Source organism: Bacillus sp. JJ634 (assembly GCF_036962285.1).
In the GTDB taxonomy this organism is placed as follows: domain Bacteria; phylum Bacillota; class Bacilli; order Bacillales; family DSM-1321; genus Peribacillus; species Peribacillus asahii_A.
On record NZ_JBALMU010000204.1, the window covers coordinates 1 to 8969 of the forward strand.

Genomic DNA, 8969 nt, shown 5'->3' on the forward strand with positions numbered 1-8969 from the left:
GCAATAAATTCAGAATTCGTCGGTTTAGCTTTTGTCATACTGACCGTATAGCCACCGATAAATCAGCAATTTGAACCGTTTACCTTTTTGAAAGTATCATCTATTTATTGGTATGTAATTTGTTTAATAGTTGGTTAATAATCACTATTTTCTTCATTATAGTATTTCCACAAATTTACGTCAATTGATTTCACCTTTTACTATGTCTTAACTGAAACAAACTGTTATTTTGTGAAAAGTAGTGTTGCTGGTGAAGCATACAAGCAAATTAACTTTGTTTAGCTAAACAACGGTTCAATATAACAAGCTTCAGTGCTATTTAAACTTCATATAATCTGTAAACAAAAAGAAGCTGGCATTTAACCAACTTCAAAATCAAAAGAAAGTAACCTATTAAACCGCATATTTTTCTTTCACATACTCTATAAAAGTTCCGACACTCATAAGTCTGTCCTTATATTCAGATGGATAATAGTTATGGTATGGTTCCGGTACTACAAGTACTACTTTTTCTTCTTGCATTTCTTCCATTTGATTTTTTGTAATACCTTGCTGAAGCGTTAAAAGATGCTTAACTGGTATTCTATCTGCTTCATTTAATATTTGTCGCCAACGATCTTTGCATGTTGTTTTTGCACCTAAGAAAGTAAGATTTTTTTCATCATACAAAATATTAGCATAAGCAGCATTAGATGGAAGTAAAAAATCTGGCTTCTTCTTTCCTTCAGTTTTCCCCGGATGACTGAATGGAATGCTAAAGCTGGTTAGCATAAAATCAATATGATGTTCCAAAGACTTTCCAGCACGACTTTTCCTTCGATTCAAAGCACTACTCGCAAATTCAAGCAATGGTTCTAACTCACCAAATGGTTCAGTTAAGTGAGGTTTATATATACTTTTCTCAATTGCTTTGAATATATCATATTCAAGATCAACCCAACGAACCAATGCTTTATCAGGATTGGAAAGATTTCCACGAAGTATACTATGATAAAGTTCCCTAGCTTTTTCTGCTAAATGTATTGTTGGTGGAAAATCACTATTAAATGCCAATGAATATTCTGTAATTGCTTGGTGTAACTTCAATCCAGTTTTAGTTTCTTTTTCATCTGTATGTATACCATATACTGCACTATTCTTCACAAGTGATATAGAAAACGTTCCGAGAAAAGTTTCAATATCTTCTTCATCCTCTAATAAAAAGCAGTAAAAATCATCTATACTTGCTTGAATAAAAATTATTAGATTCCCTACTTGTTCATGTTTATTGTATGGTGAGTTCGTCCAAAACCTTGTTAATCTGTATTCTTTTCTTGTCTTGTTTCCATACCATATTGCACGGCTTTCAAAAGATTTATAACCATCTATATGAATTTTAATTATATGGTCTTTATTTTCACCACGTTGTCCTTCTGTATCAAAAAATAACTTCGAAGCGTGTACAGATATATATAACCCTTCTTGATGTGCTTTTGTTAATCCGACATCATTAGCAGAAATAAATTTACAATAGAAACGACCAAACTTATTAGCCGTATCTATTGCTTTTGATAATTTATCACTTGATTGCATAATCCACACGTCCCTCTTCCACCGTATCTGCGATTAATTCGTTTCGTTCAATTGCTTGAATCATATTTTCAGCGATTAATCTAACAACTGGAACTGCAACACTATTCCCAAACTGTTTATAAGCAGCAGTATCTGAAACTACAATTCGAAAGCTTTCAGGGAATCCCTGCAATCTTGCACATTCCCTTGGTGTTAAGCGACGAGGATTTTTTCCTTCTTGTGGAATTAATATTTCACTTCCATCTTTATAATATCTTGCTGAAAGTGTTCGACTATTTGAGTTTAAATCAGCTAAACCATAGCCAAAGCCATTACCCTTTTTTGCGTGTTTTTCTTTGTAACTTTGTAAGTATGACCACAACTTATCACTTAAAGTGTATTTTTCATCCACGTGATCTTCTAATATTGTTTTTAGTGCTGGTCCATCTTTAGGTACTTTTGGAAAATCAAATTTTAGTCTTTTTTTGAAACCGACAATATAGATACGTTCCCTATTCTGAGGTACTAATCCCTTAGCATTAATCACTTCATCATAAACTGTATAACCCAGTTCATTTTCCAAGATATTCTTAATTACTTTAAAAGTTTTTCCTTTATCATGACTTCGCAAATTTTTAACATTTTCAAGCAAAAATGCTTGTGGTTGATGTTCCTTGATTATTCTTGCTATATCAAAAAAAAGGGTACCTTGTGTTTCATCCAAGAAACCATGTTCCCTACCTAATGAATTTTTCTTACTTACTCCCGCAATACTGAACGGTTGGCAAGGAAAACCAGCTAACAATATATCGTGCTTTGGGATTTCTTTTTCATCAAGACTTCTAATATCACCATGCGGTCGTTCACCAAAGTTGGCAAAATAAGTTTCTTGTGCTTTTTTATCCCACTCACAACTAAAAACGCAAGTGCCATACGGTTCAAACGCTTGTCGAATACCACCAATACCAGCAAATAAATCTATAAACTGATATAACATTAATAACCCCTCCGAACACTTGTCCTTAATAAAACTAATTATAACAAACTAAATTGAATTATGGGTGAAATTTATGATACCATATTATTGGTGCTTTCACCCCTTAGTACAGGGAGGTTTTAGAGTGAAAAATTTGGTAGTTTATTATCAACTTAAACAAAATGAAAGCTACGATATAGCTGTTGAAAATATTGAATCAGTGATTAATAATCTTAAAGCTAAATACATTATCAAAGGTGTATTTGTGGATAGCTTTGAAAATCAAAGTGAACTTTTCGAATTACTTCAAAAGCCACTTTCTGAAATAGACTACATATTAATGGAAAGTGAACCAGCAGATGAATTTACTTGGCAACTCTTAAATGAATTATCAAGAACTGAAAACTTTGAAGTTAAATATTTGAGAAGCGTTTTTCAATCTGTTGAAAACAGCAAATAAAAAAGAAGCACCTGATTCAGTAAATTTACCGAAACAAGTGCTTTTTATATGTTCGCTTTTTGAATATTGAAGCAATTACATCAGGTAATCAGGATTAAGAGGAATTACGTTAATACTATTAATGTGTACGTTTAAACGTATACTATCGAGGGGATACAACCCCATAACAAACGGTTTGTAATACGTTGTATATTTTGTTTTGCTGAAGATGCTGATGAAATGTATTATCGAAGGAAATATTTAAAGATAACATTGAAGAATCTGAAGAAGCAGCTGAACAGCTTAAAGATAAATAGGCAAAAAAAGAAGCACTCGAAAGGATAAATTCCAATCAAGTGCTTTTTGATTTTGTATATTAATATTCAATTATGCTTTATATTTTTCAATCAACAGCTTCAATTGTGAAGAAGTTCGTTGGTATTCAAGTGCATCATAAATATCTTTCTGTTCAACTCGTAAATTCTCATAACCACCATTAGGCACTGAAATCATAGATAAAGCATCATGTGTACCTGATACATATGAATTTTTCTTTATACCAGCTTTAATCTTTAATGCATCAAGCTTGCGTTCAGGATTCACAAGTTTATTATATTTTTCGCTTACTTCAACCATCTTTTCAACATAAGCAAGTTTTGCTTCAAGAAGTTCAGTTTTCAATGCATGAAGTTCTGCATTATGTTCTTTGCGGTGTTTGGCTTTCGCTTCATCTAGTTCTTCAATGATGCTTTTTACATCTTCAGTTTCATATTCCTGAATCAATTCAAGTTCCTTTTGGGATTCAGCAACTTTTTTCTGAAGCTTATCTACTACTTCCTTTTCTTTATCATATGCTGCTTCTGAAATATCACCCAATAACTTCATTTTATGCATATCCTTTAAAAGGAACTGTTTTTCAGATAGTTCGGCCTGTAAAGCAATCAATGATTCTTCTTTAGATTCCAATGCTTTCTGATAACGTGCTTCAGTCTGATCTGCTTTGTTAAATAGTTTGTCTAGTACTTTCATATTAGTTATCCCCTTTCAGTGCATCCAGTTTTAGAGTGAGTTCAGCAACTGCTTTTGTAAGTAAATCAACCTGTTCTTCAGTTGATAGATTTGGTTGTTCTGAAGCTTCAGCTGCTTTTTCCTTTTCAAGTATCTGTTTTTCCTGTTCATTTTTAATATCAGCTTGTTTTTCAGCTTCCTTTGCTTTTCTGATTTCATCATATCCTTGTGAAATTAGTGAATAACCTTCGTTATTGTAAGCCATTATTCATCTTCCCCTTTGTTTGTTGTTTGGTTTGGTGTTCCCATTAACCTACCTAGTAAACTAGCTTTTTTCTGTTCGATAGATTTTTCTGTATTTGGTTTATGTTCATCAGTTAACCCTAAAGCATTCATTCTTTCACGCTTATCAGCTTCCACCAAATAAGAAAATGTATTTGTAAATAACTCGATTTCTTTGATACTTGAATCCTGTTTATAAGCGATTTGAAGAATCTTCTTTTTTACACGCTGATAAGCTTCCCTTTCATCATCAGGAATGATAGCGTTTTGCACTTCATTCAGATAGTATTTAAAATCAGGATTTTCCATATATGCGTACCATGTCTTTGTTGAGATACGATTTTCAGAACAAAAATTAGTTACATTGAATCCTTCCAGCATCTTTGCTTTCACAAATAATCTAGCTAAGTGTGCTTCCTTATCCGACACTGTTAAAGGTTTTTCGATTGCCATTACTAGTTCTTCAGCTTTACTTTTTGCATTGTTTGCCATTTCATTTCCCCCTTATTCCACAATTATTTGTTTAGTTTTCAATCCAACGTTTCGTAATGGAACCCATTTTGAAATTTTGTTTTTAACTGGATTCGTGTAAAGATCGCTGGATAACATCCCATCAATAACGGCTAAACACCGTTTTACATTTCCTTTTTTCAATTCCATTTGTAAATCTTCCATATCTGCAATTAGTGAGGCCTTTGCCTTTAAACCACGATTTGCGTAACTTCTGAAATGTTCAATATGGGTATTGTTATTCAATGGCACTTCGTATATGAAACTAGTTTCACGTACTAGCTGAATTGTTTCAGAAATCATTAATGTAAGTATTGGCTGTTGTGCCTGATGTGTGTTAGATTCTAGTGATTTCTTGATGTATTTTAGATTTTGCTGAATGGCTGCTTCGTTGTTTATCACTGGTTACACCCCTTTTTTATCGTTCATTATCATTTCATCAACTTGTTTAACTAGCTGAATATCAATTCCAGCATCAGAAAACACTTCAATTAATTTCTGTTCTGTATGTGGTTGTAATTTCAAAACACCAGCTTCAGCTTTACTGATTAATGAATCATGAACACCAGCTTTTGAAGCTAATTCTTTTTGGGTATATCCTGATAAAAATCTGCAATATTTGATTAGTCTTTTATTCAACACGTTCAGCACCCCTTTCTTTGAGTTGGTTTATAAATTCAATTCAAATTTCTTGAATAATAGATAAATAGAAAAAGGACTGCTGATATAAACCAGCAATCCATGCACAAATACATACCCTTTAACTTTTGGCTGAAGTATTACAAGGAATCCATGTACTTGCAATTGATAAGCATATGAAGGAAAGAAGTATTAAATCCAAACAGGATTTCTATTTCTAGGAATCGTTTAAATTTAATTTTTTATTTGAAAAGTACCAGCAAGCACTAGTAACTTTCCTTACTAATATGTTCTTGAAAAGGTGCTGAAGTAAGACAACTAGACGGAAAATATTGATAGATTAAAAATTTTTCTAAAATTTTGTTAGCTGAATAATGAAAAAGGGATTCTGAAATTCATGGGATAGGGGCAGCTGTTCATCAGAAGTATTTATTATGTACTGGATGTACTGGTTATTGTTTGTTTGGATATTGTTATGTGCAGAAATCTTTAACAGAGGAGATTAAACTTTCTTGAACAGGGATATCAAGAATCTTTAACAGATGCATCCCTTTGTACTTCTGAAGATAACGTTTACAAGTTCCAGCACCATTTACTTTAGTTCACTATCTAACCAAAGCGTAAGAATAGGGAGACACGATGTCCCTCTATTATCCTTCGCTATGTCCTTCCCTAAACTTGCTGAAGAAAACAGAAGGGACTGAAATTTGTGCTTATATTGTAGCCAGCCTTAACTCGGAAACCTTGTGGGGTAGTCCCCCCATGCACCCCTACCTTCCAAATTCACATATATTTTTTATTACTGTTATAAACTGATTCAGCTGAAGATGATGCTGAAGAAGAAGCTTTTAGAATATTCTTTTTGAAGTCTAAAACAGTTCATTTAGTTATGATCTAACTTTATTTAATCATCTGAATCAGGAACACGAACCAGCTGTTCTCATCTCGAAACACGAAACTATAAAGCAATTGATACTGATTTAATACTGTTTAATCTATCATTTATTCGTGTTCCTTATTGGAATATGAAGAAGCTGAATAGGGTGCTGAATAAGGTTCAGTTGATACTGATGAAGGTGCTACTATATCCAGTACATCAGGTACACCAGTATAGGCTACTGCTTCCCTTCTACCAGCTTCCTATACCATCAGGAATACAAATACACCAGCACTATCTTTAATAGCTGTATACCCTGAATAAATGGACTACCACCCCACCTTTAAAACAGATATATCCCCACTGATTCAATGAGTTCTTATAGTTCGTTTACCAAAAGTTCGTAAATGTTATATACAGTTTATGAACGTCCATAAACACCTTATCACATTTTACGAACACTGGATTATAACTAATAATCATGGATTCCATACTGTCCGTTTAAGTCTACTTTTGCGAACGGATAAAATGCTGAACTACCGATAAAGGATATAGTGAAGGTTGCTATAGTGAAGGTACTTGCTGGTGGATATGGTGAAGGTACTGATACTTGAAAATTAATATTCAATAAAATCTAATTGAGAAAACAATGAGAATAGAATTTCCTTTCTGTCCGTGGGGTTCATTCTATGGGTAAATATAGCAGTTCCCAACCTGTACATTTTCAGTGATTTACCAGTATTTGTTCACACAATTGACACATATTAACAGCACCACCTACTTCCATACCTATACTAACTGTTCCTATCCTGAACCCATTTACTTCCCTACACGTATTAACCTATAACTTTACTTGTTCAAATTATTTAACACTGTAGTACATGCATCCTTTACAGTTAACTTCCATCCATTACGGTATATAGCTGAAGATAATGATTAATGAATAGTATGAACCGTTCTTAATGCTTCGCACTTGTTCGGGTAAACCCTCCAAGCTATTTGAAACAATCTATTTATCTTTCTTTTTACTCTGAATAATCCCCACCTTTATCAGAACTCATTTCAGTTAATGAATCAGTTAGTTTTTTAAACAGGTAAAGCGATCTTCGCTTTACTCATTACGGTTAAATGTACAGTTTATTAATAACCCTTATATATATATCTTCTTTTAAGGGAAGGTGCTTCAAACCATTGGTATTACTGGGTTTCTGAAGATAATAAGCACTTTTGTTGTGCTGGTTATCAGTGTGATGATGCAATGGAATTAATTGTAATAGTGAAAAGTATTGTCTGATTCCTTCCTTTTCAGTGTTGAAGGTTTGTAAATATTCAATTCAACCTGAAAGGAAAGATAGATATGCAAGAACAAACCCAACAACAGCCAAACATACATATAGTTGATAGCATTATGGGAAGTGGAAAAACTTCGTGGGCTATCCAGTACATGAATGAGGCAGCTACAGATGAAAGATTCATTTACATCACACCGTTCCTATCAGAAGTACAACGTGTGAAGGAATCTGTTACAAATAGAAACTTTGTTGAACCATTACAAAAAGGAAATGGGAAGCTAGACAACTTGAAGAAGCTTATTCTGAATGAACGTGATATTGTAAGTACCCATCAATTATTCAGAATGGCTGATGAAGAACTAATTGAACTTTTGAAAGTAAGCAACTACACTTTGATTCTAGATGAGGTAATGAATGTTGTGGAAGAGTTTCCACTTAACAAAGATGATTTCAAATTACTGCTGAATAGTAACATGGTATCAGTGGAAGAAGAAACTGGCGTTATTCGCTGGAATGATAATAGTGAATATCAGAATACAAAGTACAATGAAATTAAAAACCTTTGCAAAAATGAAAACTTGATTTACTTTGAAAATACTGTTTTGTTTTGGTCGTTCCCTGTTCCAGCGTTTCAAGCTTTTAAAGAAATTTATATTCTTACCTATTTGTTCCAGTGCCAAGAACAAAAATACTATTACGATATGTACGATCTTCAATATTCTTATAAAGCAATTCAAAAGCTGAATGAAACTTATGTACTGGTAGACCATGCCAGCAAAGAACCTTATGATAAAACGCTTTTGAAGTCGCTAATAAACATTTACGAGGGTTCATTGAATGATATAGGTACAGAATCTTTTTCTTTGTCTGTTTCATGGTATGAAAAAGAAAAAAATAAATCACTAGTTGAAAAGATGAAGAAGAATCTATACTCATACTTCAGAAACAACGCAAAAACACCTACAACGTTAAACATGTGGACAAGCTATAAAGCACATAAAAACAAGCTAAAGGGTAAAGGTTATACAAAAGGGTTTGTTTCACACAATGCACGTGCTACAAACGATTATCAGCATAAAGAATCTTTAGCTTACGTAATTAACCGATTCATGAATCCATATAAGTACAAATTTTTTAAATCACGTGATGTTGAAGTTAATCAGGATTTATACGCTTTATCCGAGTTGATTCAATGGATTTGGAGAAGTCAAATAAGAACAGGCAAACCCATTAATCTGTATATTCCAAGTAATCGCATGAGAACCATCTTACAGGAATATCTTGATAGTAATTTATAAGTAAATAGGCTACTATTGATAACAATCATAAAAGACCTAAAGATAAAAGGTATGCTAAATAATCAGCATACCTTTTAATTAATTTCTGTATCAATAA

9 protein-coding genes are annotated in these 8969 nt (G+C 32.9%); 2 read left to right on the forward strand and 7 right to left on the reverse strand.

Going from position 1 to position 8969, the window contains the following annotated elements:
- Positions 1-393: 393 nt before the first annotated feature.
- Both V7068_RS21885 and dcm read right to left on the reverse strand, forming a co-directional pair.
- Positions 394-1572 (reverse strand): type II restriction endonuclease, encoded by a 1179-nt coding sequence (locus tag V7068_RS21885; RefSeq protein ID WP_499714533.1) that lies wholly within the window; start codon positions 1570-1572, stop codon positions 394-396.
- Positions 1559-2548: a DNA (cytosine-5-)-methyltransferase gene (gene dcm / locus V7068_RS21890; RefSeq protein WP_499714534.1), complete on the reverse strand. Its 990-nt coding sequence runs from the start codon at positions 2546-2548 to the stop codon at positions 1559-1561. The genes V7068_RS21885 and dcm overlap by 14 nt, the downstream gene beginning before the upstream one ends.
- A 124-nt stretch (positions 2549-2672) precedes the next feature.
- Here dcm and V7068_RS21895 point away from each other — a divergent pair, with 124 nt between their 5' ends.
- Positions 2673-2987: a hypothetical protein gene (locus tag V7068_RS21895; protein WP_499714535.1), complete on the forward strand. Its 315-nt coding sequence runs from the start codon at positions 2673-2675 to the stop codon at positions 2985-2987.
- Between the two features lie 366 nt (positions 2988-3353).
- Here the strand turns inward: V7068_RS21895 and V7068_RS21900 are convergent, their stop codons facing one another.
- Genes V7068_RS21900 through V7068_RS21920 form a run of 5 tightly spaced genes read right to left on the reverse strand, consistent with a single transcriptional unit; the run spans position 3354 to position 5408 of the window.
- Positions 3354-3995 carry a hypothetical protein gene (locus V7068_RS21900; protein WP_499714536.1) on the reverse strand — a complete coding sequence of 214 codons (642 nt, stop codon included), beginning with the start codon at positions 3993-3995 and terminating at the stop codon, positions 3354-3356.
- Between the two features lies 1 nt (position 3996).
- The gene (locus V7068_RS21905; protein ID WP_499714537.1) at positions 3997-4239 is read right to left on the reverse strand and encodes a hypothetical protein; all 243 of its coding nucleotides are present in this window, start codon (positions 4237-4239) and stop codon (positions 3997-3999) included.
- The gene (locus V7068_RS21910) at positions 4239-4748 is read right to left on the reverse strand and encodes a hypothetical protein (protein WP_499714538.1); all 510 of its coding nucleotides are present in this window, start codon (positions 4746-4748) and stop codon (positions 4239-4241) included. Before V7068_RS21910 ends, V7068_RS21905 begins: the two co-directional genes overlap by 1 nt.
- Positions 4749-4760: 12 nt before the next feature.
- Positions 4761-5168 carry a hypothetical protein gene (locus V7068_RS21915; protein ID WP_499714539.1) on the reverse strand — a complete coding sequence of 136 codons (408 nt, stop codon included), beginning with the start codon at positions 5166-5168 and terminating at the stop codon, positions 4761-4763.
- Positions 5169-5171: 3 nt separating this feature from the next.
- Entirely contained in the window at positions 5172-5408 is a 237-nt protein-coding gene (locus V7068_RS21920; RefSeq protein WP_499714540.1) for a helix-turn-helix domain-containing protein, read from the reverse strand.
- A gap of 2231 nt (positions 5409-7639) precedes the next feature.
- Here V7068_RS21920 and V7068_RS21925 point away from each other — a divergent pair.
- The gene (locus V7068_RS21925) at positions 7640-8872 is read left to right on the forward strand and encodes a DEAD/DEAH box helicase family protein (protein ID WP_499714541.1); all 1233 of its coding nucleotides are present in this window, start codon (positions 7640-7642) and stop codon (positions 8870-8872) included.
- Positions 8873-8969 lie beyond the last annotated feature (97 nt).

Bases quoted from the DNA above. Each gene is read 5' to 3' on its own strand.
- V7068_RS21885 (WP_499714533.1), bottom strand. From the start codon at position 1,572: ATGCAATCAAGTGATAAATTATCAAAAGCAATAGATACGGCTAATAAG.
- dcm (WP_499714534.1), bottom strand. From the start codon at position 2,548: ATGTTATATCAGTTTATAGATTTATTTGCTGGTATTGGTGGTATTCGA.
- V7068_RS21900 (WP_499714536.1), bottom strand. From the start codon at position 3,995: ATGAAAGTACTAGACAAACTATTTAACAAAGCAGATCAGACTGAAGCA.
- V7068_RS21905 (WP_499714537.1), bottom strand. From the start codon at position 4,239: ATGGCTTACAATAACGAAGGTTATTCACTAATTTCACAAGGATATGAT.
- V7068_RS21910 (WP_499714538.1), bottom strand. From the start codon at position 4,748: ATGGCAAACAATGCAAAAAGTAAAGCTGAAGAACTAGTAATGGCAATC.
- V7068_RS21925 (WP_499714541.1), top strand. From the start codon at position 7,640: ATGCAAGAACAAACCCAACAACAGCCAAACATACATATAGTTGATAGC.